The sequence below is a fragment of the Cupriavidus sp. GW823-FHT06D04 genome, from assembly GCF_058795055.1.
In genome coordinates, this window is the sequence record NZ_JBXAHL010000004.1 from 166,859 (window position 1) to 188,272 (window position 21,414).

Consider the following 21,414-nt stretch of genomic DNA (forward strand, 5'->3'; position numbering starts at 1 on the left):
GCACGGACTGATTGTTTGCCGGCCTGAATTGACGGTTGCACAGCCCATGATGCAGCCGGTATTGGGCGGTTCATCGGCCGTTTTGCCTGCATTTAAGGACAATGAAAATACGCACGAGCCGAGACTTTAGCGCCTAGACTGCTTGTCTGCGCCCGGCGCAGCCCCCCTGACACGACTACCGGAGCCCCTGATGAGCCAGCAGATCTTTGTCAATTTGCCCGTCCGCGACCTGCAAAAGTCGATCGCTTTCTTTACGCAGTTGGGTTTTTCCTTCAATCCGCAATTTACCGACGACACTGCCACCTGCATGATCGTCGGTGACAACATTTTCGTGATGCTGCTGACGGAAGCCAAGTTCCGCAGCTTCTCGCCCAATGAAATCTGCGATGCACGGAAATCGACGGAGGTGCTGGTTTGCCTGTCGATGGAAACCCGTGCCCGCGTGGATGAAATGGTCAATGCCGCGGTCGCGGCGGGTGGCAATACTTACAAGCCGCCGATGGATTTGGGATTCATGTACGGGCATGGATTCCAGGATCCGGATGGCCATGTCTGGGAACTGGTGTACATGGATATGGCCGCAATGCAGGCCGGGCAATGAAGGCGATTTAGCGAAACCCCATTCACCATCCGCGGGAGCTTTCAGGCAAGCCACCAAAAAAAACAGCCCGGGAAAGCAGGAAGCCCGGGCTTGAAATCCACCTGGATCACGGTGGAGGAGACATCTGGTTGTCAGCGTCCCGGGCGTGGCGCCCGGGACGCGGCAGTAGGTTTCGGCAGGGTCAGATGGCCCAGCCCCCGGCATAGAACGCAGCCAGCATGACCGCGATGGCCACCGTGCCGACATTGAGCTTGCGCCATTCGCCAGCCACCACGCGGCCCACCACCAGGGTGCAGAAGCCCAGCATGATGCCGGTCACGATATTGCAGGTCAGCACGATGAACACGGCGCAGACCAGGCCTGCCATCGCGTCGACCATGTCGTCCATGTGCAGGCGGCTCACGCTCGACAGCATCAGCAGGCCCACGTACATCAGCGCGGGCGCGGTGGCGTACGACGGCACCAGCCCGGCCAGCGGCGAGAAGAACATCACCGCCACGAACAGCAGTCCCACCACCACCGCGGTCAGGCCGGTCTTGGCGCCGGCGGCCACGCCGACGGTCGACTCGATATAGGCCGCGGCCGGAGCACCGCCGAACATCGCCGAGAAGATCGAGCTGACCGAATCCGCGGTCAGCGCGCGCCCGCCGTTATGCATATGGCCGGCTGCGTTGAGCTGGCCGGCTTGTCCGGCGACAGCGCGGATCGTGCCGGTGGCGTCGAACACCGCGGTCATCACCAGTGCCAGCACGCTCGGCAGCACCGCGGCCGTCAGCGCGCCGCGCATGTCCATGGCGCCGATCAGCGATTCATGGCCGGGCGCGCTCAGCGACGGCAGCGCGAACACGCCGGTGAACTTCACCGCCGGGTCGAAGGCCAGGCCCAGGGCGGAGATCGCGATGATCACCAGCAGGATGCCGCCCGGCACCTTGCGGCGCTCCAGGCCGAAGATCGCGGCCAGGCCCAGCACCGACATCACCACCGGGAACGAGGTGATCTTGCCCAGCGACACTGGCAGGCCGGGGTGAGCGTTCTTGACCACCAGGCCGACTTCATTCGAGGCGATCAGCAGCAGGAACAGGCCGATGCCGATGCCGGTGCCGTGCGCCACGCCGGCGGGCAGGTTGCGCAGGATCCAGGAGCGCACGCCGGTGACGGAGATCGCGGTGAAGATCACGCCCATCAGGAACACGGCGCCGAGCGCGACCGCCGGCGACAGGCCCTGCCCCAGCACCAGCCCGAAGGCCATGAATGCGGTCAGCGAGATGGCGCAGCCGATGGCGATCGGCAGCTTGGCCCACAGGCCCATCAGCAGGGAGCCGAAGGCGGTGGTCAGGCACACCGCGACAAAGACCGCGCTGGTGTCAAAGCCGGCCTTGCCCAGCATGCCGGGCACGACAAAGACGGCGTACACCATCGCCATAAAGGTGGTCACCCCGGCAATCACTTCCTTGCGCTGGGTGCTGCCGCGCGCGGTGATCTCGAAGAACGCGTCGAGCCGGCTCCGGACTTCGGGGACTTGGGGGCGTGCGGCATCGGCTTCCGTCGCGGGCGACGGATAGGGCTGTTCGATCATGATGAGCTGTCTCCTTGCGGGCGCTGCAACGTCCGTCGTACGGACTGTCGTCAGGCTTGTCTCACGTGGTTCTGGTCTGGGCTGGAGGCGCAAACCTGGCCAACCCGCTGTTATCGGTGTGCCGCTTGTCGGTGCCTCTGCGGGCGCGATCCGGGCAAGGCTGAAGGCTAGGTGACCACGCGCCATGCATCATCACCGGCAGACAATGCGCGGCATGTGCATCGAGGAATATCGAATGTGATGATTAATTTACTTCGATTGGCGGATTCGCATCAGGTGGCGCTTGCGGCAGGCGGCCATTATCACGCACTCCATATACGGCCTATAGGTACAGACCCGGATGATTCAGGCGCAACTTCTCTATACTAGGGATAACCCTGAACTGCCTCCCGATCCGGGCCGAATCACGGCTGGATGTGCTTCGTGAGGCGCACCAACTTCCATCCCAACCGGAAAGGATATTCGCCATGCAAGTACTCGCCGACACCCTCTATCGCCAGCCCGCCCAAGCCAAGGCATCGAAGCCCGCCGCCCAGCCGGCACGCGATGTTGCCTACTACGCCCGCGTGGGCGGTGGCCTATCGCTGGCCGCGCGGGTGCGCGCTTACTTTGCCCAGGGCTGGGCCCTGTACGCAGCCAATGCCCGCGAAGGCGCGCCGATCCGCTGGCTGTAAGCGGGCGCGCTGCCTCAGTACATGCCAGTGCGGGCCATGAACGCGTCCAGCGTCCAGCCGCGCCCGAGCAGCAGCATGCGCGTATGCAGGCCCTCACGCACGGGCGCATCGACGGCCTGGCCCAGCCAGGTCAGCGTCTTGTGGCGCAGGTCCACATAACCCATCGGGTGATCGGCGGCCAGCGCCTGCCATAGGGCGTTGGCACTGGCCGACTGGCGCGCCCCGCTCAGCAGGCACAGCCCGCCGTCCAGCGCCCAGCAGTACAGCGCTCTGGCCAGGCCGCGGCGCTGGTAAGCGGGCGCAAACTTTGTGTGCGGCGCCCGTACCCATGGGTCAGCGCGGCGGCCGACCTCGATCAGCCGGTTGAAGACCGTATAACCGGCCAGCCGGCGCTGCATCACATCTTCCACATACACGTAGTACTCGCCGTCGGCCTCGCGATAGCGCAGACGCAGGCCCGGCGCGCCCGCGGGCAGCGCCGGCATCGCATGCAGGCGGTCGCCGGGTTGGCCGATGCGGTCGTGCAGGGCACCCAGTTCGCGTTCGATATCGCCCGGCGCCAGCTCAACGTCGATGCGCAGCTCGAGCGCGCGCGGCAAAGCCGGCGCCGGCACGCGCAGGGCATGGAAATTCACCATGGCAAGACTCCGCCGGGGCTCAGGGATTGAGGATCAGGTAGAGGGCGGCAAGCGCCACCATGGCGCAGAAGGTATGGCGGTAGAGCGGGGACATGTCTGGCTTTCTCCTGGCTGCATGATCAAGCGGGTGCCGGATGGCATCCGCGACATGGGCCGTGCGGGAAAGCTCAGGACTGGAGGGTGGTGCCCCGAGCTGCCCGCACGGCCAGGAAAAGCACGGCGCGGCGGACTTGGGCGTACGCGTGGAAGCGGTCGGCCAGGTCGATGGCGACACCCGGGCGCTGCGCCGCGCGCACGCCTGCCGCCGGCAGGGCCGGGCGGTTCAGGGTGGCGAAGCGGGCAGTGCGAAGCATGGGTGTCGGGGCGCGAAAGCATCGGGGGAACATTGCTTATGCCACACTTCGTGCATAATGTCCAGCTAAGTCGCCAGCTTCCGCATTTAACTCCGTTCTACTTCGCAGTCTTTGTGGCTGCCGCTGACCTGCCGCCGACAGCTTTGGTCATCCTTCAATTGTGAACACTGTCTACATGTACTAGACTCGGAAGCATCGTTCGCCGGCCTTCTTGCAGGAGCCATGATGACGACTTCCCCCATTCCCGAAACCGATAGCGGCCCCGTCTGGCTGCTGGTGGCCACCACCAAGGGCGCCTGGTTCCTGACCAGCGACGCCGCCCGCCGCAGCTGGCTGATCGAGGGCCCGATGTTTCTCGGCCATACCATCCACCATATCGTGCAGGACCCGCGCGACCTGTCGCGCATGCTGATGGCGGCGCGCACCGGCCACCTGGGCCCGACCGTGTTCCGCTCCACCGACGGCGGCCGCAACTGGACCGAAGCCGCGCGCCCACCCGCCTTCAACAAGGCGCCGGAGGGCGAGGCCGGCCGCGTCGTCGACCACGTGTTCTGGCTCACGCCCGGCCATGCCAGCGAGCCCGGCACCTGGTACGCCGGCACCTCGCCGCAGGGGCTGTTCCGCAGCGCCGACCATGGCGCGACCTGGGAGCCGGTGTCCGGCTTCAACGACCACCCGAACTGGCGCACCTGGACCGGCGGCGAGCAGGACGGCACGCCCGACGGCCCCAAGATGCATTCCGTGCTGGTCGATCCGCGCGACGCGCGCCACCTGTATATCGGCATGTCCAGCGGCGGTGTGTTCGAGAGCACCGACGGCGGCGCGGACTGGAAGCCGCTGAACCGCGGCAGCCTTGCCACTTTCCTGCCCGATCCCAACCCCGAATACGGCCAGGACCCGCACTGCATGCTGCAGCATCCCGCCGATCCGGACATCCTGTACCAGCAGAACCACTGCGGCATCTATCGCATGGACCGCCGCGAAGGCGTGTGGAAACGCATTGGCAAAGCCATGCCGGCGGAGGTGGGCGATATCGGCTTCCCCATCGTCGCCCACCGCCGTGATCCGCGCACGGTGTGGGTATTTCCGATGGACGGCAGCGACGTCTGGCCGCGCGTCAGCCCGGGCGGCCGCCCCGCGGCCTATGTCACCCGCGATGCTGGCGAGACCTGGCAGCGCCAGGACCGCGGACTGCCCGCTGAACAAGGCTGGTTCACCGTCAAGCGCCAGGCCATGGCCACCGACGGCCACGCGCCGGTGGGCGTGTACTTCGGCACCACCGGTGGCGAGATCTGGGCCAGTGCCGATGAGGGCGAGGGCTGGCAATGCATCGCCCGCAACCTGCCGCAGGTCTACGCGGTCACCGTGGCGCGCCCTGCCTGAATGCCATCAGCCGACCGGAGAACTTCCATGCAGGTCCGTATCGCGACGCCGCTCTTCTCCTATACCGGACAGCGCGAATACGTCGAAGCCCGCGGCGCCAGCATTGCTGAACTGCTCGACGATCTCGACCGCCAGTTCCCCGGCATGCGCTTTCGCATCGTCGATGAGCAGGGCAAGCTGCGGCCGTATATCCGCGTCTTCGTCAATCGCACGCAGCTGATGCGGCTGGACGCGGCGTTGAAGGAAACCGACGAGGTGCATATCCTGCAGGCGCTGGCGGGCGGGTAAAGCCGATCGCCGGCGACGCGGCATCACGCAGCATCACGATGCCGCATCACGTCGGGCATCGAGCGATGCGCCTCATGCCCATCGCTGAGGACAGGCCATGCCGCTCTCAACTCCCAACGGCCCGCCGCCGATATCCAGTCATGAACCCTGCCGTCCGCCATCCGCCGCGGCCGCAGGCAGACGACAACGACGGCGGCAAACACCACACGCACGGCACGGGAGCAACGCATGAGCAGTTCCATGAGGGACATCGACGAACGGACCAACCTCACCAACAACAACCAGTTCGAGCTGCTGCTGTTCCGGCTTGGCGATGCCGAGCACTCCGGCCAGACGGAGCTGTTCGGGATCAATGTCTTCAAGGTGCGCGAGATCCTGGTGATGCCGCACGTGACGACCGTGGTGGGGGCCGATCCGTCGATCTTGGGCATGGCGGATATCCGCGGCCAGGTGATTCCGGTGATCGACCTGCCCAGGCTGGTCGGGTGCAAGCCGCGCAGCGGCCTGGGCATCCTGCTGGTGACGGAATATGCACGTTCGACACAGGGCTTTGCGGTGGAAGCAGTGGAGGAAATCGTGCGCCTGGAGTGGAACCAGGTGCATTCGGCCGAGGCCAGCGTGCGGACCGGTCACGTCACCAGCATCGCCAAGCTGGACGGGGACACCGCGGGGAGCACGGACCCGTCGCGGCTGGTGCAGGTGCTGGACGTTGAGCAGATCCTGCGCGATGTGCTGCCGACGCGGCAGCCGGACGTGGACCCGGGCACGGTCGGCCCGCAGCTGAGCCTGCGCCCGGGCGCCAAGGTCATTGCCGCCGACGATTCGGCGCTGGCGCGCGGCCTGATCGAGCAGGGGCTGAAGGCGCTGGGCGCGCCGGTGGTGATGACCAAGTCCGGCAAGGAGGCGTGGGAGCTGCTTGACCGCATCGCCGCCGAGGCGGCCAGCCATGGCAAGTCAGTGCAGGATGAGGTGGCGCTGGTGCTGACCGACCTGGAGATGCCGGAGATGGACGGTTTCACCCTGACCCGCAAGATCAAGGCGGATAGCCGGCTGAAGTCGCTGCCGGTGGTGATTCACTCGTCACTGTCGGGAGAGGCCAGCGAGGAGCATGTGCGCAAGGTGGGCGCGGACGCCTATGTGGCGAAGTTCGTGGCCAAGGAACTGGCTGACACCATCCGCGACGTGCTGACGCGCTGAGCGCCTGATGGCGGAAGAATCGCAACAGGCACAAAATTCAGACGCCCGCAACCATTCCCGTATCCCGGCGGGTTGCCTATAAAACGGGCACTCCAGTGAGTTCCAGCGCCGGCGCGCCCTTTGCGGTTGTCAAGAGGGGGGATATCCACTGAAGCTGTGGATAGTTCCTGTGGACAAGTCGGGCCTCCCGGCCGTGACTGACCGGGAGGCCCGGCGGCGGCCGGCGTGACCTCCACGCCTGGCCGCACTCCCTGGTGCTGGCGCTCCTCGCTCCCCCCTTATTTGGGTTGCTCCACCGTGCGCAGGTAGGGCTTCAGGGTCTTGAAGCCCTGCGGGTACTTCTTCTTGGCATCCTCGTCCGAGACCGAAGTCGGGATGATGACGTCCTCGCCCGGCTTCCAGTTCACCGGCGTGGCCACGGTGTGCTTGGCATTGAGCTGCAGCGAATCCAGCAGGCGCAGCACCTCGTCGAAATTGCGCCCGGCGCTCATCGGGTACACCAGCATGGCCTTGACCTTCTTGTCCGGGCCGATGATGAACACCGAGCGGATGGTGGCGTTGTCTACCGCCGTGCGCGGGCCGCTGCCGCTGGCCTCGGGGTGGATCATGTCGTAGAGCTTGGCCACGGTCAGGTCGGCGTCGCCGATCATCGGATAGTTGATCGCATGGCCTTGCGTTTCCTCGATGTCCTTGGCCCAGCGCTGGTGGTCGCCGACCGGGTCGATGCTCAGGCCGATGATCTTGGTATTGCGCTTGTCGAACTCGGGCTTGAGCCCGGCCATATAGCCCAGTTCGGTGGTGCACACCGGCGTGAAGTCCTTGGGATGCGAGAACAGGATGGCCCAGTTGTCGCCGATCCACTCATGGAAGCTGATCTTGCCTTCCGTGGTGTCGGCGGTGAAATCAGGGGCTTGCTCGCCCAGTCGAATCGCCATGGTTGCGCTCCTTGCAGTTGGCGTGGTTTGGAAACGCGCGTCGCGCGCACTGTTGCCCGCTATCTCGCTATCTCGTTCTTCGCCCGACCGCCGCCTAGCGGAAGACCAGCACCGGGATCGTGCTGTGGGTCAGGACCTTGTGGGTCTCGCTGCCGATCAGCAGCGCCTGCAGCCCGCGCTTGCCATGCGACGACATCACGATCAGGTCGCAGTCGCGCTGGTGTGCGCACTGGATGATGGCCTGCCAGGGATGGTCGTCGGTGGCGGTGACGGTCTCGCAGGCCACGCCGGCCTGCGCGGCGGCGTGGCTGAGCGTGGCCAGAAAGGTATCCGCGTGGCGCGCGGCCTCTGCGGCAAAGGTGTCCTTGGTGTCCTGCAGGCTGGTCAGCCGGTAGGTCAGTACGTGGTACTCGGGAATCACATGCAGCCCGGTCACGCGGGCGCCGATGCGGCTGGCGAAGGCCATGGCGCGGGCCGCCATCGCGTCGGCGCGTGCGGAGCCGTCGGTAGGCACAAGGAGGTGCTTGAACATGATGGGCCTCCGATTGCAGAAGATTGCCGCGTCCGCCTGGGCCCGTACCCCGTGCGCCCCGGGCGAGCCAATCCAGTATAGGAATTGAGTGGCATAAGCGACAGGGCAGACATGGCGAATATCACGGCGCAAGCCGCAAGCCGGCGGGCATTAACATGCTGTTATCATCCAATGCACCATCATCATCCTGTACGAACCCGAGGGATTGACGCATGAGCGCGCTGCGCGAAGCTTGGCTGGCCGGACTGTTCCGACGCGGCAACTGGCTGCCGAACATCGTGTCGGGCGTGATCGTCGGGGTGGTGGCGCTGCCGCTGGCCATGGCGTTTGCGATCGCGTCGGGCGCCAAGCCGGAGCAGGGCCTGTACACGGCCATCGTCGCCGGGCTGGCGGTGTCGCTGTTCGGCGGCAGCCGGCTGCAGATCGCGGGACCCACCGGCGCGTTTATCGTGGTGTTGTCCGCCGTGACCGCGCGCCACGGCATCGACGGCCTGCAGATCGCCACCCTGATGGCGGGCCTGATCCTGCTGGCGATGGGGCTGACGCGGCTGGGCAGCGTGATCCGGTTCATTCCCGCGCCGGTGATCGTCGGCTTCACGGCTGGCATCGGCGTGATCATCTTCGTCGGCCAGTGGCGCGATTTCTTTGGCCTGCCACCGGTGGCAGGCGAGCATTTCCACGAAAAATTCTGGCACCTGCTGCAGGCGCTGCCCCAATGGCACCCGGCCACCACCGCGCTGGCGCTGGGCAGCCTGGCGCTGGTAGTGGGCGCGCCGCGCGTGCGCTGGCTGCGGCGCATCCCCGGGCCGCTGGTGGCGCTGCTGGTGGCCACCGCGGTGCAGGCGCTGTTCCGCTTTGACGGCGTCGCCACCATCGGCACCGCCTTTGGCGGCCTGCCGCGCGGGCTGCCCGTGCCAGCGCTGCCGGACATCACGCTGGCGCGCGTGCTGGAACTGGCCGGGCCGGCCTTCACCATCGCCATGCTGGGCGCAATCGAGTCATTGCTGTCCGCGGTGGTGGCCGACGGCATGGCGGGCACTCGGCACGATTCCAACCAGGAGCTGGTCGGCCAGGGCATCGCCAATATCCTGGCGCCGCTGTTCGGCGGGTTTGCCGCCACCGGCGCCATCGCCCGCACCGCCACCAATATCCGCAATGGCGGCAACAGCCCGCTGGCCGGCGTGGTGCATGCGCTCACGCTGGTGATGGTGCTGCTGTTCCTGGCGCCGCTCGCGGCCAGCGTGCCACTGGCGACGCTGGCCGCGATCCTGTTCGTGGTGGCCTACAACATGAGCGAGGGGCGCCAGTTCGCGCGCATGGTCCGCCGCGCGCCGCGCGCCGACGTGGCCATCCTGCTGATCACCTTCACCCTGACCGTGCTGACCGACCTGGTGGTGGCGGTCAATATCGGCGTGATCCTGGCCATGCTGCAGTTCCTGCGGCGCATGTCGGCGTCAGTGGAGGTGGCGCGCCAGGATGCCGTGGACGTAGAGCGCGAACTGGGCGACGCCGGCACCGGCCCGGCCGCGCGGATGCCGCCGAGCGTGCTGGTCTATGTGATCGACGGGCCGTTCTTCTTCGGTGCTGTGGAAGCCTGCGAGCGCGCGCTGGTGCAGACCCATACCGAGCCGCGCGTGCTGCTGATCCGCCTTGGCCGCGTGCCCTTCATGGACATGACCGGCCTGCAGACGCTGGAGGCCGTGATCGTGACGCTGCAGAAACGCGGCGTGGCGGTGGTGCTGGCCGAAGCCAACGAGCGGGTCAGGGAAAAGCTGGCGCGCGCGGGCGTGCTGGCGGCGCTGGGGGAGGGCAACTATGTGGATTCGCTGGCGCAGGCGGTGCAGCGCTGCAGCGAACTGGCAGGCGAAGGTAACGCCCCGCGCTGAGTTACTTCTTCTGTCGCGTGCTGCCCGCAAGCTTGGCCTTGGTGGCGTATTCCACGCCATGCTGGGCCAGGTATTCGCGGATCAGCTGGCGCACGACCTGCGACGGTGTCAGGTCCTGCGAGGCGCACAGGGTTTCAAAGGCCTTTTTCTTGACCGGATCGATCAGGATGGTAAGGCGGGCGGTCTTGGATTCCATGAGGGGTGTCCGGCTGTCCGGATAGGTCCGGCTTGACGGCAGCGGCGATCGGAAACGCATTATATACAGGGCCGCCGCAGCGCCCGATTGGTGCCAGCACACCGGCGGTCTGCACCCCTCTCCCGCTTACGGGCGAGGGGTGCGTTCACGAGGGGCTGCGGTGTTCGCAGACGCCCTGATCCGGCCACCCCTACACCGCCATCTCCAGATCCGCAATCACCGCCGCCAAAAACCGCGCCGCCTCCCCACCCGTCACCACCCGATGGTCAAAAGTCAGGCTCAGCGGCATCACCCGGTGCACCGCCGGCACGCCGCTGGCCGCCACCACTTCTTCGCGCACGCGCCCGGCACCAAGGATTGCCACGGTCGGCGGCACCACGATGGGCGCGGCATAGCGTCCCGCGATCATGCCGAAATTGGACAGCGTGATGGTGTTGCCGCGCATCTCCTCCGGCGCGATGGTGCGCGCGCGGATATCGGCGCGCATGCGGTCCAGGCCGTGGCGCAGGTCTGCGGCATCGCGGTTGCCGACGTCGCGCAGCACCGGCACGAACAGGCCTTCGGGCAGGTCCGCCGCGATGCCGACGTCGATCTTCTTCAGCACGTGGCGGCGGGCGGTCTGGCCTTCGTACCAGGCATTGAGGCCGGGCTCGGCGCGGCAGCCGGCCACCAGGGCGCGCACCAGCCGGATGGTGACATCGGCGCCGGGCTGCCAGGCGTGGATGTCGGCGTCGTCCATCACGGTGGCGGCGGCCACTTCGGCTTGTGCACGGGCCATGTTCTGCGCCATCGCCCGGCGCACGCCGCGCAGCTGTTCCGGCGCGCCCAGCTCGGCCAGCGTGCTGGCTACCCGCTCGACGTCGGCGGCGGTGACCACGCCCTCGGGGCCCGATGCCGTGGCCATTGCCAGGTCCACCCCCAGCTGGCGCGCCAGCGCGCGCACAGCCGGCGTGGCCTTGATGCGCGCGGCCATGGCCGCGGCGGGTGCCGCGGTGCCCGCAGGCGCGGCTTCATTGACCACGTGCGTGCCGACCTGGACCGAGCCCACCACGGTGCCGGCGTCGGCATCCTCGCCCGCACCCTCGAAGCCGACCAGCGGTGCGCCCAGGTGGACGATATCGCCGGGCTGCGCAAACAGCTTGTCGATGGTGCCGGCATACGGCGACGGGATTTCCACGATGGCCTTGGCCGTCTCCACTGACAGCAGCGGCTGGTCAGCGGCCACGGTCTCGCCGGTCTTGACGTGCCAGGTCACGATCTCGGCCTCCTGCAGGCCTTCGCCCAGGTCGGGCAGCTTGAAGACTCTCATCGGCACTCCTTGCCTATCGTCGGCAATTCCCGCGTTATGCCGCCATCGCCTTGCGCGCCGCGTCGACGATGCGGGCGACGCCAGGCAGGTAGGTATATTCCAGCCGCGCCAGCGGCACCACGGTGTCGAAGCCGGTCACGCGCTGCACCGGCGCTGCCAGTGAGTAGAGGCCCGCGTCGGCCAGCTGCGCCGCGATCTCGGCGCCGAAGCCGGCGGTGCGCGGGGCCTCGTGCACGATCACGCAGCGGCCCGTGCGTGTCACCGATTCCAGGATGGTCTGCATGTCCAGCGGCTTGAGCGTGGCCACGTCGATGACCGTGGTCGTCACGCCCTCGCCGGCCAGTGCGTCCGCGGCGGCGAGCGTCTCCTGCACCATCGCGCCCCAGCTCACCAGCGTGATGTCGCTGCCTTCGCGCAGCGTGAAGCAGGTGTCCAGCGGCAGCGCCGCGCCGTCGTCGGCCACTTCCTGGCGGAACAGGCGGTACAGCCGCGTGGGTTCGAGGAAGATGACCGGGTCCGGGTCGGCGATGGCCGCCAGCAGCAGCCCGTACGCGCGTGCGGGCGATGAGGGCACCACCACGCGGATGCCGGGCATATGCGCGAACATCGCTTCCGGGCTTTCGGAATGATGCTCGGGGGCATGGATGCCGGCACCGCAGGGGGAGCGCACCACCATCGGACACGACAGGCGCCCGCGCGTGCGGTGCCGCATGCGTCCGGCGTGGTTGATGATGTGGTCGACCGCCGGGTAGATAAAGCCGGTGAACTGGATCTCGGCCACGGGCTTGAGCCCCATTGCCGCCATGCCGATCGCGGCGCCGACGATGCCGCCTTCGGCCAGCGGCGTATCCATGACGCGCGCCGCGCCAAAGCGCGCCTGCAGGCCCGCGGTGGCGCGGAACACGCCGCCATTGACGCCGATATCCTCGCCCAGCAGCAGCACATCGGGATCGTGATCCAGCGCATGGGCCAGCGCCAGGTTGACTGCTTCGACCAGATTGATTTCCGCCATGGTTCGCTCGTTGTGGTCGCTACGTGGAGGCACAGGGTTCGCTGTTTATCCGTGCGGCGCCGGGAAGCGCCGGGCAATCTCCAGCTGCGCCTGCAATTCGGCCGGCATGGCCGCGTACAGGCAGTCGAACATCGCGGCCGGATCCGGCGGCGGCATGGCCAGGTAAGTCTCGACGGCCTGCGCCACCTGCTGTGAGCAGGCCTTGACCAGCGCTTCCTCGCGCGCCGCGTCCCACGCGTGCAGCGCCAGCAGGTGCGTGCGCAGCCGCAGCAGCGGTTCTTCCTGCCAGTGCGCCTTGACGCTGGCCTCGTCGCGGTAGCGCGAGGCGTCGTCGGCGGTGGTGTGGTCGCCCAGGCGGTAGGTGATGGCCTCGATCAGCGCCGGGCCGCCGCCATCGCGCGCGCGCGCGATGGCCTCGCCGACGCGGTGCCGCACTGCGACCACGTCGTTGCCGTCAACCTGCTCGCCGGGGATGCCGGCGGCAATGGCCTTCTGCGCCAGCGTCTGCGCCGCGGTCTGGCCGCTGCGCGGCATCGAGATTGCCCACTGGTTGTTGTTGATTACGATCACCAGCGGCGCGTGCCACGCGCCGGCCATGTTCATGCCCTCATAGAAATCGCCCTTGGAGGTGCCGCCATCGCCCAGCAGGCAGACCGCCACGCGCGGCTCGCCGCGCAGCTGGAACGCATAGGCGGCTCCGGCCGCGTGGCAGACCTGGGTGCCGATCGGCACGCAGTTGGCAAAGTCATGCGGCGCCGCCGCAAAGCCGCTGCCGCGTTCGTCGCCGCCCCAGTACAGCAGGCTCTCGGTCATGGTGACGCCGCGCACAAACTGCGCTGCGTGATCGCGGTATGAGGGCACCAGCACGTCTTCGGGCCGCATCGCAAAGGCCACGCCCACGCCGATGGCTTCCTGGCCGAGTGCCGAGGCAAAGGTGCCGATCTTGCCGGTGCGCTGCAGCGCAATCGCTTTCAGGTCGAACTGGCGCGTCAGCACCATCGCCTGGTACAGCGGCAGCAGCGCGTCGGGGTTGCTGGCAAGGGGTGGGGGAGGGGATGTGGGGGAGGAGGTGTCGCCCGGCGGGGCAAGGTAGCGCGTGTAGCCGATCTCGAAGCTCGCAACCGTGGACATGGCAGGTCTCTCGATGCTTGTCTCGACAGGATCCGCAGGGACGGCCGCGAGGATCTTCGCAGCGCTGTCCGCAGCAATGATCGCGTTGTGATCCCCGCCATGCTTTTTGGGCGCGGGGGGACTTGAGCTTGAGTGTAGGGCATTTGCGCGGCGGGCGCGGCGCAAAATCGTCTTGCTGTGCACAATGCGGGTGGTGCTGCCCACAACGCAGAAAAGCGCCTGACGGCGCTTTTCTGCTGGCAACAGCGGTGTGCCTCAGCGCTGGTACGGCGGTTGCACGAAGCCCGCAAAGCGCTGCTGCGTCACGGTCTTGAACTCCGCCGACTCGTAGGCCTCTCGGATGTCCTTGACGAAGGGCTTGTTCAGGTCCGCCGTCTTCACCGCGACCAGGTTCATGTAGTAGTCGGGAATCTTCTCCAGCGCCAGCGCCGAGGTCAGCTTAAGGCCGGAGGCCAGCGCATAGTTGCCGTTGACAAAGGCATAGTCCACGTCATCGAGCGAGCGCGGCAGCTGGGCGGCTTCCAGCTGGATCAGCTTGAGCTTGTGCGGGTTGGCGTCGATGTCGCGCTCGCTGGCGCGGATCGGGTCGGTGCCCGGCTTGAGCGTGACCCAGCCGATCTGCTGCAGGATGGCGATGGCGCGCGCCAGGTTGGTGGGATCGTTCGGCAGCGACACGGTATTGCCGGGCTTCACCTCGGCCAGGCCCTTGTGCTTGCGGCTGTAGATGCCGATCGGCGCGGTCGGCACCTGGATCACGTCGGTCAGCGCCAGCTTGCGGTCGGCCGAGAACTTCTTCAGGTAGGCCACGTGCTGGAAGGCATTGGCGTCGATGGCGCCGTCGGCCAGCGCCAGGTTGGGCTGCACGTAGTCGCTGAACTCAATGATGGTGACCTTGTAGCCGCGCTTTTCCAGCACCGGCTTCACGCCATAGCGGATCTGGTCGGCGTAGGGGCCGGCGGTGGCGCCGAAGCGGATTTCCTTCTTGTCCGGATCGGCCGCGCCCGCACCCTGCATCACGCCCAGTGCCAGCACTGCCGCGGCCAGCCGTGCGACGAGGCCGAATTTCCCATATTGCATCTGATGCTCCCCGTCATGTTGTTGGAGGCCTGCAGCGTCCCGCTGCGGCGTCGGGTCATTGTATGGAAAGGCAGGCAATAGGCGAACGAGTTATTCCGCATGGTCATATGCCGCTGGTGAATAAGGGTGCCGGCAGCCTGGCTGCACTACGCTGAAGGACAGCGTCACCGGTTTGGAGGCGGCCATGCCCGAACAACTTACCCGGCATCCCGAAGTCACGATCCAGGTCTTGCGCAGCGCCGGGGCCAACTGCGGCGAGGGCGCCCCGCAGGCCATCCTCAAGGCCTGCCCGCGCGAGCGCTTCTGCAAGCTGCCGGGCGGGGAGATCTGCGTGTACGGCCTGGACGGGGCGCAGGCGATGACGCAGTTCACGGCTGTCGACTGGCAGTCGCTCGCGCCCCTCGCGCGGGGCCGTGCGGATGTGGGCGCCGCGACGGGCTGGGCGGGGACCACTGCCGCGGTGTTCATTGCCGGGCTCGCCGCCGGTGCGCTGGCGTCCGCGGCCCTGGCACGCTGGCGGCGCAGCCGTGGCCGGGGTTTAGGGGGGTGACGCACCCGCGCTGGCACGTTGTTTGCGGCTTTCTCAGGTCATGACACCGATGCAGTCCGCCTCCAATCGTTTCCACCGGCCAGGGCACGGCGCGGAGCGCCGCCTGTCGTGCGGGTTCGGCGCGAACCCGTGCGCGCGCGAAAGCGCACTGCCGGAAACTTTTATCCTGTTTGAAGCCGAGGTAGGCCAGAAATTGCATGCCGGGCTGACGGACGCAGGCCTGCATTCCTGCACATCCCTGCTGCGGCCGGCCTTGCGGCGCGCGGCGACGAGGGGAGGCGCGCAATGATGGGCGCGACGACCTTCTCGGCCATCCGCGAGCACGCGCACTGGCCCGCGTGGCGCCGTGCCATCGGCATCCTGTTCATTGCCGCGGTGCTGGCGCTGATCGCGCGCAAGCTGGGCACCATCGACTGGGACGCGGTGCTGGCAGCGCTGCGCGGCTTCAACGCCCGCACGCTGGTGCCGGCGGCGGCCTTCGTTGCGCTGAGCGGCTTGCTGTACAGCCAGTTCGATCGGCTTGGCTGCCACTATGCCGGACACCCGTTGCCGGCGCGGCGGGTGATGGCGATCTCTTATGTCAGCTACACGCTCAGCCTCAACCTCGGGGCCACGCTGGGGGGCGCGGGCGTGCGTTATCGTCTGTACACGCGCGCCGGGCTGACCCTGCCACAGATCTGGAGCCTGTTCGTGGTGGTGGTGAGCAGCAACTGGCTCGGGTATGCCTTGCTGGCGGGCGGCATCCTGGTGGCGCAGCAGGTGGTGCTGCCGCCGGAATGGGGCATTCCCGCGGCGCTGACACGGGTGCTGGGCGCGCTGATGCTGGCGGTGCCGGCTGCCTACCTGGCTGCCTGTGCTATCTGGCACGGCCGGCACCGGACCGTGCGCGACCATGACATCCATGTGCCGTCGGTGGGCTTCGCGGCGCTGCAGTGCCTGTTGTCGGCGGCCCACTGGATGGCGATGGCGGCCATCCTGCATTCGCTGCTGCATACGCATGCGGGGTACTTCACGGTGCTTGGGGTGTTGCTGGCCTCGGGGCTGGCGGGCGTGGTGGTGCGGATCCCGGGGGGCCTCGGCGTGATCGAGACCGTGTTCCTGACGATGCTGGGCGGGCAGGTGCCGCACGGGCTGCTGCTGGCGGCGCTGATTGTCTATCGCGCGTTGTATTACCTGATTCCGTTGATGATCGGGTCGATCAGCTACTTTGTGCTGGAGGCGCAGGGCAAGCGTGGTGACGGGTAGGTTGTGCTGGCGGTATGCCACCGCCTGCCCTCACCCCGTGCCCCTCTCCCACAAGCGGGAGAGGGGAGCAAATCAGCCGGTCGCTTTGACGCCTGTGGCCTGGGCTCAGGCCGCGAGCGCGCGGTCCAGGTCCTCGATCAGATCATCGATATGCTCGATGCCGACGGAAAGCCGCACCATGTCCTCACTGACGCCAGCCGCCTTCAGTTCATCCGCATTGAGTTGCCGGTGCGTGGTCGACGCCGGATGCGTGGCCAGCGACTTGGCATCGCCGATATTGACCAGCCGCGTGAACAGCTGCAGCGCATCCAGGAAGCGCGCGCCGCCTTCGCGGCCGCCTTGCTTCAGGCCGAACGACAAGATGCCGGGACCTCGCCCGCCCAGGTACTTCTGCACCAGCGCGTGGTCGGCATGGTCGGGCAGGCCGGCAAAGTTGACCCAGTCCACCTTGGGATGCTGCTGCAGGTGGCGGGCGATCGCCAGCGCGTTCTCGGTGATGCGGTCCAGCCGCAGCGCCAGGGTCTCGATGCCCTGCAGGATCAGGAAGGCATTGAACGGCGACAGCGCCGCGCCGGTATTGCGCAGCGGCACCACGCGCGCGCGGCCGATATAGGCCGCCGGGCCCAGCGCCTCGGTGTAGACCACGCCGTGGTACGACACGTCGGGCTCGTTCAGGCGCTTGAAGCGCTCCTTGTGCTGGGCCCACGGGAACTTGCCGCTGTCGATGATGGCGCCGCCGACGCTGTTGCCATGGCCGCCCAGGTACTTGGTCAGCGAATGCACGACGATGTCCGCGCCATGCTCGAACGGCCGGCACAGGTAGGGCGACGGCACCGTGTTGTCGACGATCAGCGGCACGCCGTGGTTGTGCGCCACGCGCGCAATGGCTTCGATATCCACGACGTTGCCGAGCGGGTTGCCCACCGACTCCACGAAGATCGCCTTGGTGCGCGCGTCGATCAGGTCGCCGAAGCTGGCCGGGTTGCGGCCATCGGCAAAGCGGGTCTCGATGCCGGACTGCGGCAGCGTGTGTGCCAGCAGGTTGTAGGTGCCGCCATAGAGCTGGCTCGACGAGACGATGTTGTCGCCGGCCTCGGCAATGGTCTGGATCGCATACGTGATCGCCGCCATGCCGGACGCCAGCGCCAGCGCGCCCACGCCGCCCTCGAGCGCGGCCAGGCGCTGCTCCAGCACGTCGTTGGTCGGGTTCATGATCCGGCTGTAGATATTGCCGGCCACCTTCAGGTCGAACAGGTCGGCGCCGTGCTGGGCGCTGTCGAAGGCGTAGGCCACCGTCTGGTAGATGGGCACGGCCACCGCGCGCGTGGTGGGATCGGGCGAATAGCCGCCATGGACGGCCAGGGTTTCGAGTCTCATCTTCTTCTCTCTTCGTCTCGCTGTTGGGTGCCGGACCGGCGCGACGGGGCAAGGCCTGCCGTGGCGCCGGGCATGCCGAGCGGTGCGCCGCGCGGGCGCACCAGGCCGTGCGATGGTAACAGCCGGCCCGCGCACGCCCCTGCGGCGTGGCCGCTATGGTTGCCGACGGCGCTCGCGCGAGGCAAGGAAACTTATTGCATTTGGATATGCGCGGCGCCGCAGCGCACGGGTCATGCCCCGACCGCGAGCGGCGGTTCTTCCTGCTGCCAGCGCAGGTTCTCCGGCCGGCGCAGCCCCAGGTGCTCGCGTAGCGTGGTGCCCGTATAGCCGTCGCGAAAGAGCCCGCGCCGGCGCAGCTCCGGCAGCACCAGTTCGATGAAGTCATCGAGCCCGCCCGGCAACCAGGGCGGCATGACATTGAAACCATCGGCGGCCTCGCCCTCGAACCACGCCTGCAGCTGGTCGGCGATGGACTGTGGCGTGCCGTGGATCGACCAGTGGCCGCGTGCGGTGGCCACGCGCAGGCACAGCTGGCGGATGGTGAGCCGCTCGCGCCGGGCCAGGCCGGTAACCAGCTGGAAGCGGCTCCTGGCGCCGTTCGGTTCGGCCAGGTTGTCGGGCAGCGGGCCGTCCAGCGGATAGCCGCTCAGGTCGATCCCGCCCAGGTGCTGCGACAGCAGGGCCAGCCCCACCGACGGATGGATCAGGCTTTGCAGCGCTTCGAATTTCTCCCGCGCCTCGGCCTCGCTGCGGCCTACCACCGGGAACACGCCAGGCAGGATCTTGAGCTGGTCGGGCGTGCGGCCATAGCGCGCGAGCCGCGCCTTCAGGCCACGATAGAAGGCCTGCGCATCGGCCAGCGACTGCTGCGCGGTGAAGATGACCTCGGCGGTGCGTGACGCCAGCTCCTGCCCCGCCTCGGACGAGCCGGCCTGCACGATCACCGGATGGCCCTGCGGCGGGCGTGGGACGTTGAGCGGCCCGCGCACCTGGAAGTGCGCGCCGCGATGGTCCAGCGTGTGCAGCTTGTCCGCATCGAAATGCCGGCCGCTGTCCTTGTCGTACAGGAAGGCATCGTCCTCCCAGGTGTCCCACAGCCCGGTCACCACGTCGACGAACTCCTCGGCACGGGCGTAGCGGTCAGCATGCGCGGGATGACGTTCGAGGCTGAAGTTGCGTGCTTCGGTATCCGACCACGACGTCACCACATTCCAGCCCGCGCGGCCGCCGCTGAGGTGGTCGAGCGAGGCGAACTTGCGCGCCACATGAAAGGGCTCGTTGTAGGTGGTGGAGACGGTTGCCACCAGGCCGATGCGCTGCGTCACCGCCGCCAGTGCCGACAGCAGCGTCAACGGCTCGAAGGTGGCGGCGCGCGCGGTGCGCGGCAGGGTGGCATCGTCCATGCCGCGGATGGCGACGCCGTCCGCCAGGAACAGCGCATCGAACCCCGCGGACTCGGCGCGCTGCGCCAGCGCGATGTAGTGCGCCAGGTTGCGCCCGGCATCGGCCTGCGCGGCCGGATGGCGCCACCCGGCGACATGGTGCCCGGTGGCCTGGAGAAAGGCGCCCAGATGCAGCTGGCGCGGCGGCTTTTGCTGTGACATCGATCGTGCTCCCCGGAAGACACTGGCTGGATCAGGCCGCTTGCCGTTGCGCGGCAGCGGCGGACTGGTTGGCCGGCGCCGCGCCCTCGCCGCGCACGCCCGCCTTCACCGCCTTGCTGCGGCGGCCATCCACACCGACCGGTATATCGCCGGCCACGGTGGCGCGGCGCACCACGCGGTGCGCGTCGCCATAGTCGTTGATGGCGTAGTGCTGGGTGGCGCGGTTGTCCCAGATGGCGACGTCGCCCGCGCGCCAGCGCCAGCGCACGGTGTTCTCCAGACGGTGCACATGGCCCTGCAGCACGGCAATCAGGTGCGCCGAATCGGCCGACGCGTAGTCCAGCAGCTTCTTGACGAAGTGGCCCAGCACCAGCGTGCGTTCGCCGGTTTCCGGGTGCACGCGCACCACCGGGTGCTCGGTCTCGTAGAGCGCCGAGGTGAAGACTTCGCGGTAGCGCTTCAGCCCTTCGTCGCTCGGATTGACGCGCGTGGCCGCGTAGTCGTAGTCGTTGGTGTGCAGCGCCCGCAGCTTGTCGGCCAGTTCGCGCAGCGGCTCGGGCAGGTCCTGGTACGCGGCGGCGGTGTTGGCCCACACCGTGTCGCCGCCGGCGGCGGGAACGGTCACGGCGCGCAGCACCGAGACCGCGGGGTAGGCCAGGTCGAAGGTCACGTCGGTATGCCAGGAGTTGGCGCGGCCGCCGTGCTGCGAGTCGAGCTCTAGCAATTGCGTGCCGTCGCGCGAGGGCACGGTCGGGTGCGGCACGGTGTCGCCGAACAGGCGCGCAAAGCCCTGCTGTGCGGCATCGTCCAGATGCACCTGGTCGCGGAAGAACAGCACCTTGTGCCTGAGCAAGGCTGCGCGGATGGCGGCGAAGGTGGCGGGCGGCAGGTCGCCGTGCAGCGTGACGCCGCGGATCTCGGCGCCGATGCGGCCGGCAACCGGGTGGATGTCGAGCTGGACGGTCTGGTCTTGCGTAGCGTTGGCTTGGGTCATCACGAAGCTCCGGAGGGGATCAGGGTTGGGTCAGGCGAGTTCAGGTTCGGGCGCCCGCTGCACGACAGGCTCCTGCCCGGCGAATTCGCGCAGCACGGCATCGCGCACGCGCGCGAACGGAAGTCCGGCGCGTTCGCGCGGATGCGGCAGGTCCACCGGCAGGACGCGGCGGATGCGGCCGGGCCGGGGTTCCATCACCACCACGCGGTCGCCCAGGAAGACGGCTTCCTCGACGTCGTGCGTGACCAGGATCATGGTGATGCCCTCGGCCTGCCAGATCCGCTGCAGTTCCTGCTGCAGGTGGGCCCGCGTCATGGCATCGAGCGCGCCGAAGGGCTCGTCGAGCAGCAGGATCTCCGGCCGCGTCACCAGTGCCCGCGCAATCGCCACGCGCTGCGACATGCCGCCAGAAAGCTGGTGCGGATGGGCCTGCTCGAAGCCGCGCAGGCCAACCAGCGCGATATGCTCGGCAACGTTGCGGTCTTTCTCCGCATCGCTGCCCGGCGTGTTGAGCAGCGCCAGCCGGATGTTCTGCTCGACTGTCAGCCACGGGAACAGGCGGTGCTCCTGGAACACGATGCCGCGCTGCAGGCTGGTGCCCGATACGCGCTTGCCGTCCAGCAGGATCTCGCCGCGGTAATCCTCTTCCAGGCCCACCACCAGCCGCAGCAGGGTGGACTTGCCGCAGCCGCTGGCGCCGACGATGCTGAAGAACTCGCCCGGGGCGATGGTCAGGGTGATGTCCTCGAGCACGGGCAGCGCCCGGCCCTCGACTTCGTACTGCTTGTGCAGGTGCGCGATGCTTAGCGTGCCGGCGTGTGGCATTTGTGGTCTCCGTTCAATAAGGGGCTGCGTG

The 21,414-nt window shown here is 67.7% G+C and carries 23 protein-coding genes; 9 read left to right on the top strand and 14 right to left on the bottom strand.

Annotated features, from left to right (window positions below; all coding sequences use genetic code 11):
- The first annotated feature begins 190 nt into the window (after positions 1-190).
- Positions 191-601 carry a VOC family protein gene (locus AC1Q7H_RS08745; protein WP_013953848.1) on the top strand — a complete coding sequence of 137 codons (411 nt, stop codon included), beginning with the start codon at positions 191-193 and terminating at the stop codon, positions 599-601.
- Positions 602-782: 181 nt separating this feature from the next.
- Here the strand turns inward: AC1Q7H_RS08745 and AC1Q7H_RS08750 are convergent, their stop codons facing one another.
- A complete protein-coding gene (locus tag AC1Q7H_RS08750) occupies positions 783-2,177 on the bottom strand; it encodes an NCS2 family permease (RefSeq protein WP_013953847.1) in 1,395 nt (464 codons plus the stop codon).
- Between the two features lie 467 nt (positions 2,178-2,644).
- Between AC1Q7H_RS08750 and AC1Q7H_RS08755 the strand changes: the two genes are divergently transcribed.
- Positions 2,645-2,851 (top strand): hypothetical protein, encoded by a 207-nt coding sequence (locus tag AC1Q7H_RS08755; protein WP_013953846.1) that lies wholly within the window; start codon positions 2,645-2,647, stop codon positions 2,849-2,851.
- 14 nt (positions 2,852-2,865) lie between these two features.
- Here the strand turns inward: AC1Q7H_RS08755 and AC1Q7H_RS08760 are convergent, their stop codons facing one another.
- Both AC1Q7H_RS08760 and AC1Q7H_RS08765 read right to left on the bottom strand, forming a co-directional pair.
- Positions 2,866-3,489, bottom strand: coding sequence for a hypothetical protein (locus tag AC1Q7H_RS08760; RefSeq protein ID WP_013953845.1), 624 nt, complete (start codon positions 3,487-3,489; stop codon positions 2,866-2,868).
- Positions 3,490-3,656: 167 nt separating this feature from the next.
- A complete protein-coding gene (locus AC1Q7H_RS08765; RefSeq protein ID WP_013953844.1) occupies positions 3,657-3,842 on the bottom strand; it encodes a hypothetical protein in 186 nt (61 codons plus the stop codon).
- Between the two features lie 222 nt (positions 3,843-4,064).
- Here AC1Q7H_RS08765 and AC1Q7H_RS08770 point away from each other — a divergent pair, with 222 nt between their 5' ends.
- The 3 genes from AC1Q7H_RS08770 (at position 4,065) to AC1Q7H_RS08780 (ending at position 6,710) form a co-directional block, all read left to right on the top strand.
- The gene (locus tag AC1Q7H_RS08770) at positions 4,065-5,225 is read left to right on the top strand and encodes a beta propeller repeat protein (RefSeq protein WP_249221138.1); all 1,161 of its coding nucleotides are present in this window, start codon (positions 4,065-4,067) and stop codon (positions 5,223-5,225) included.
- 27 nt (positions 5,226-5,252) lie between these two features.
- A complete protein-coding gene (locus AC1Q7H_RS08775) occupies positions 5,253-5,513 on the top strand; it encodes a MoaD/ThiS family protein (protein WP_013953842.1) in 261 nt (86 codons plus the stop codon).
- A 228-nt stretch (positions 5,514-5,741) separates the two neighbouring features.
- Positions 5,742-6,710, top strand: a complete 969-nt coding sequence (locus AC1Q7H_RS08780; RefSeq protein WP_153954152.1) for a chemotaxis protein — start codon at positions 5,742-5,744, stop codon at positions 6,708-6,710.
- Positions 6,711-6,988: 278 nt separating this feature from the next.
- Here AC1Q7H_RS08780 and AC1Q7H_RS08785 read toward each other — a convergent pair whose 3' ends face one another.
- Complete coding sequence (locus AC1Q7H_RS08785) at positions 6,989-7,645, bottom strand: peroxiredoxin (protein ID WP_013953840.1); 657 nt, start codon at positions 7,643-7,645, stop codon at positions 6,989-6,991.
- A 94-nt stretch (positions 7,646-7,739) separates the two neighbouring features.
- Positions 7,740-8,177: a universal stress protein gene (locus AC1Q7H_RS08790; RefSeq protein ID WP_153954153.1), complete on the bottom strand. Its 438-nt coding sequence runs from the start codon at positions 8,175-8,177 to the stop codon at positions 7,740-7,742.
- Positions 8,178-8,389: 212 nt separating this feature from the next.
- On the opposite strand from AC1Q7H_RS08790, the gene AC1Q7H_RS08795 reads away from it, so the two are divergent.
- Entirely contained in the window at positions 8,390-10,063 is a 1,674-nt protein-coding gene (locus tag AC1Q7H_RS08795; protein WP_153954154.1) for a SulP family inorganic anion transporter, read from the top strand.
- 1 nt (position 10,064) lies between these two features.
- Here the strand turns inward: AC1Q7H_RS08795 and AC1Q7H_RS08800 are convergent, their stop codons facing one another.
- The 5 genes from AC1Q7H_RS08800 to AC1Q7H_RS08820 all read right to left on the bottom strand — a co-directional run bounded on the left by AC1Q7H_RS08800 (position 10,065) and on the right by AC1Q7H_RS08820 (position 14,788).
- On the bottom strand, positions 10,065-10,259 hold the full coding sequence (locus AC1Q7H_RS08800; protein ID WP_013953837.1) for a hypothetical protein: 195 nt from the start codon (positions 10,257-10,259) through the stop codon (positions 10,065-10,067).
- A gap of 190 nt (positions 10,260-10,449) precedes the next feature.
- Complete coding sequence (locus tag AC1Q7H_RS08805) at positions 10,450-11,568, bottom strand: dihydrolipoamide acetyltransferase family protein (RefSeq protein WP_153954155.1); 1,119 nt, start codon at positions 11,566-11,568, stop codon at positions 10,450-10,452.
- Positions 11,569-11,602: 34 nt separating this feature from the next.
- The gene (locus AC1Q7H_RS08810; RefSeq protein WP_013953835.1) at positions 11,603-12,580 is read right to left on the bottom strand and encodes an alpha-ketoacid dehydrogenase subunit beta; all 978 of its coding nucleotides are present in this window, start codon (positions 12,578-12,580) and stop codon (positions 11,603-11,605) included.
- Between the two features lie 45 nt (positions 12,581-12,625).
- Complete coding sequence (gene pdhA / locus AC1Q7H_RS08815) at positions 12,626-13,711, bottom strand: pyruvate dehydrogenase (acetyl-transferring) E1 component subunit alpha (protein WP_013953834.1); 1,086 nt, start codon at positions 13,709-13,711, stop codon at positions 12,626-12,628.
- Between the two features lie 255 nt (positions 13,712-13,966).
- Positions 13,967-14,788, bottom strand: coding sequence for a MetQ/NlpA family ABC transporter substrate-binding protein (locus AC1Q7H_RS08820; RefSeq protein ID WP_492381122.1), 822 nt, complete (start codon positions 14,786-14,788; stop codon positions 13,967-13,969).
- Positions 14,789-14,972: 184 nt separating this feature from the next.
- Between AC1Q7H_RS08820 and AC1Q7H_RS08825 the strand changes: the two genes are divergently transcribed.
- Genes AC1Q7H_RS08825 through AC1Q7H_RS08835 form a run of 3 tightly spaced genes read left to right on the top strand, consistent with a single transcriptional unit; the run spans position 14,973 to position 16,583 of the window.
- Complete coding sequence (locus tag AC1Q7H_RS08825; protein ID WP_013953832.1) at positions 14,973-15,338, top strand: hypothetical protein; 366 nt, start codon at positions 14,973-14,975, stop codon at positions 15,336-15,338.
- A gap of 40 nt (positions 15,339-15,378) precedes the next feature.
- Positions 15,379-15,627 (top strand): hypothetical protein, encoded by a 249-nt coding sequence (locus AC1Q7H_RS08830; RefSeq protein ID WP_153954157.1) that lies wholly within the window; start codon positions 15,379-15,381, stop codon positions 15,625-15,627.
- Positions 15,624-16,583: a lysylphosphatidylglycerol synthase domain-containing protein gene (locus tag AC1Q7H_RS08835; RefSeq protein ID WP_013953831.1), complete on the top strand. Its 960-nt coding sequence runs from the start codon at positions 15,624-15,626 to the stop codon at positions 16,581-16,583. Before AC1Q7H_RS08830 ends, AC1Q7H_RS08835 begins: the two co-directional genes overlap by 4 nt.
- Before the next feature lie 105 nt (positions 16,584-16,688).
- Here AC1Q7H_RS08835 and AC1Q7H_RS08840 read toward each other — a convergent pair whose 3' ends face one another.
- The 4 genes from AC1Q7H_RS08840 to AC1Q7H_RS08855 form a co-directional block, all read right to left on the bottom strand.
- Positions 16,689-17,960 (bottom strand): O-acetylhomoserine aminocarboxypropyltransferase/cysteine synthase family protein, encoded by a 1,272-nt coding sequence (locus tag AC1Q7H_RS08840; RefSeq protein WP_013953830.1) that lies wholly within the window; start codon positions 17,958-17,960, stop codon positions 16,689-16,691.
- Between the two features lie 230 nt (positions 17,961-18,190).
- Positions 18,191-19,564, bottom strand: a complete 1,374-nt coding sequence (locus tag AC1Q7H_RS08845; RefSeq protein ID WP_211979430.1) for an LLM class flavin-dependent oxidoreductase — start codon at positions 19,562-19,564, stop codon at positions 18,191-18,193.
- A gap of 31 nt (positions 19,565-19,595) precedes the next feature.
- Positions 19,596-20,558, bottom strand: a complete 963-nt coding sequence (locus AC1Q7H_RS08850) for a TauD/TfdA dioxygenase family protein (protein WP_153953284.1) — start codon at positions 20,556-20,558, stop codon at positions 19,596-19,598.
- A 30-nt stretch (positions 20,559-20,588) separates the two neighbouring features.
- Positions 20,589-21,383 (bottom strand): ABC transporter ATP-binding protein, encoded by a 795-nt coding sequence (locus AC1Q7H_RS08855; protein ID WP_013953827.1) that lies wholly within the window; start codon positions 21,381-21,383, stop codon positions 20,589-20,591.
- Positions 21,384-21,414 lie beyond the last annotated feature (31 nt).

Bases quoted from the DNA above. Each gene is read 5' to 3' on its own strand.
- pdhA (WP_013953834.1), bottom strand. From the start codon at position 13,711: ATGTCCACGGTTGCGAGCTTCGAGATCGGCTACACGCGCTACCTTGCC.
- AC1Q7H_RS08780 (WP_153954152.1), top strand. From the start codon at position 5,742: ATGAGCAGTTCCATGAGGGACATCGACGAACGGACCAACCTCACCAAC.
- AC1Q7H_RS08825 (WP_013953832.1), top strand. From the start codon at position 14,973: ATGCCCGAACAACTTACCCGGCATCCCGAAGTCACGATCCAGGTCTTG.
- AC1Q7H_RS08840 (WP_013953830.1), bottom strand. From the start codon at position 17,960: ATGAGACTCGAAACCCTGGCCGTCCATGGCGGCTATTCGCCCGATCCC.
- AC1Q7H_RS08785 (WP_013953840.1), bottom strand. From the start codon at position 7,645: ATGGCGATTCGACTGGGCGAGCAAGCCCCTGATTTCACCGCCGACACC.
- AC1Q7H_RS08820 (WP_492381122.1), bottom strand. From the start codon at position 14,788: ATGCAATATGGGAAATTCGGCCTCGTCGCACGGCTGGCCGCGGCAGTG.
- AC1Q7H_RS08775 (WP_013953842.1), top strand. From the start codon at position 5,253: ATGCAGGTCCGTATCGCGACGCCGCTCTTCTCCTATACCGGACAGCGC.
- AC1Q7H_RS08830 (WP_153954157.1), top strand. From the start codon at position 15,379: ATGACACCGATGCAGTCCGCCTCCAATCGTTTCCACCGGCCAGGGCAC.
- AC1Q7H_RS08745 (WP_013953848.1), top strand. From the start codon at position 191: ATGAGCCAGCAGATCTTTGTCAATTTGCCCGTCCGCGACCTGCAAAAG.
- AC1Q7H_RS08770 (WP_249221138.1), top strand. From the start codon at position 4,065: ATGATGACGACTTCCCCCATTCCCGAAACCGATAGCGGCCCCGTCTGG.
- AC1Q7H_RS08845 (WP_211979430.1), bottom strand. From the start codon at position 19,564: ATGTCACAGCAAAAGCCGCCGCGCCAGCTGCATCTGGGCGCCTTTCTC.
- AC1Q7H_RS08790 (WP_153954153.1), bottom strand. From the start codon at position 8,177: ATGTTCAAGCACCTCCTTGTGCCTACCGACGGCTCCGCACGCGCCGAC.
- AC1Q7H_RS08850 (WP_153953284.1), bottom strand. From the start codon at position 20,558: ATGACCCAAGCCAACGCTACGCAAGACCAGACCGTCCAGCTCGACATC.
- AC1Q7H_RS08810 (WP_013953835.1), bottom strand. From the start codon at position 12,580: ATGGCGGAAATCAATCTGGTCGAAGCAGTCAACCTGGCGCTGGCCCAT.
- AC1Q7H_RS08855 (WP_013953827.1), bottom strand. From the start codon at position 21,383: ATGCCACACGCCGGCACGCTAAGCATCGCGCACCTGCACAAGCAGTAC.
- AC1Q7H_RS08835 (WP_013953831.1), top strand. From the start codon at position 15,624: ATGATGGGCGCGACGACCTTCTCGGCCATCCGCGAGCACGCGCACTGG.
- AC1Q7H_RS08755 (WP_013953846.1), top strand. From the start codon at position 2,645: ATGCAAGTACTCGCCGACACCCTCTATCGCCAGCCCGCCCAAGCCAAG.
- AC1Q7H_RS08800 (WP_013953837.1), bottom strand. From the start codon at position 10,259: ATGGAATCCAAGACCGCCCGCCTTACCATCCTGATCGATCCGGTCAAG.
- AC1Q7H_RS08750 (WP_013953847.1), bottom strand. From the start codon at position 2,177: ATGATCGAACAGCCCTATCCGTCGCCCGCGACGGAAGCCGATGCCGCA.
- AC1Q7H_RS08795 (WP_153954154.1), top strand. From the start codon at position 8,390: ATGAGCGCGCTGCGCGAAGCTTGGCTGGCCGGACTGTTCCGACGCGGC.
- AC1Q7H_RS08760 (WP_013953845.1), bottom strand. From the start codon at position 3,489: ATGGTGAATTTCCATGCCCTGCGCGTGCCGGCGCCGGCTTTGCCGCGC.
- AC1Q7H_RS08765 (WP_013953844.1), bottom strand. From the start codon at position 3,842: ATGCTTCGCACTGCCCGCTTCGCCACCCTGAACCGCCCGGCCCTGCCG.
- AC1Q7H_RS08805 (WP_153954155.1), bottom strand. From the start codon at position 11,568: ATGAGAGTCTTCAAGCTGCCCGACCTGGGCGAAGGCCTGCAGGAGGCC.